Genomic DNA, 981 nt, shown 5'->3' with positions numbered 1-981 from the left:
TGCGCGCCGAAGCGCCCTTCGAGACGGTGCAGGCCCTCTACGGGATGGAACAGATTGTCAGGCTGTTCATCACCGGCGGGCGAGTCGGTCATCTGCCCACTCCAGGCCTGCTTGGCCATCATCCGGTCGAGTAGGCCGGGCATGAACATGTTGCCGATAATCGCCTGAAAAGAGGCGCGTCCGAGCCACAGTTCGCGCGGCGCATCGGTTGCCGCGCGGACAATCGCGCGTGCTGCCACCTCCGGCGTATGGATCGGCGGGACCGGCTGCGGACGTTTCTGCATCTTGTTGCGTGACCAGTCGAACTGCGGCGTGTTGTGCGCCGGCAGCTGGACCATGGTCAACCGTACTCGGCTGTTGGTATGAATGAGCTCGCAGCGCAGCGAGTCGGTAAACCCGCGGATGGCGAACTTGGCGGCGCAGTAGGCCGATTGCAGCGGTATCGCCCGATAGGACAGCGCTGAGCCCACCTGGACGATGGTGCCGCGGTTGCGCGCTTCCATATGACGCAGCGCCGCCAGCGTACCGTGAACGAAGCCCAGATAGGTCACCTCGGTCACCCGTTTGAATTCCGCCGCGCTGATCTTGTTCACCGGGCCGAATACCGTCGCCATCGCCGCGTTGACCCAGATCTCGATAGGCCCCAGCTCCGCTTCGATCCGATCGGCCGCCTGATCGATGGCATCGGCATCGGCCACATCCGCGGCGATCGCCAAGACTTTCGTGCCGGTCGCTTCCAGCTCGTTGCGAGTGTCCGCCAAGCCCTGCTCACCACGCGCAATCACGGCGACCCGGTAGCCGGCCTGGGCGAACGCGTGAGCCGTCGCGCGGCCTACGCCTGCGGTCCCGCCACAGATCACGGCGGTCAGTTCGCGGTCGGTCATGTGCGGACTCCTTTTTCTGGTAGAGGCGATGACGACTATCGCAGCAGCGCGTTCCAGCTGGCATAGCGATGATGGATGGGGCCGCGCGGCAGGCTCA

General features: G+C 64.9%; 1 protein-coding gene. It reads right to left on the bottom strand.

Annotated features, from left to right (window positions below; genetic code table 11):
* Window positions 1-884 (bottom strand): SDR family oxidoreductase (locus H3028_RS21030; RefSeq protein ID WP_181299134.1); only part of this gene is annotated, 884 nt, incomplete at its 3' end.
* Window positions 885-981 lie beyond the last annotated feature (97 nt).

The sequence above is a fragment of the Pseudomonas sp. Q2-TVG4-2 genome, from assembly GCF_013620795.1.
Classification (GTDB): Bacteria; Pseudomonadota; Gammaproteobacteria; order Pseudomonadales; family Pseudomonadaceae; genus Stutzerimonas.
The sequence above is the reverse complement of the archived record's forward strand: the minus strand, read 5'-3'. Positions and strand labels throughout refer to the sequence as shown.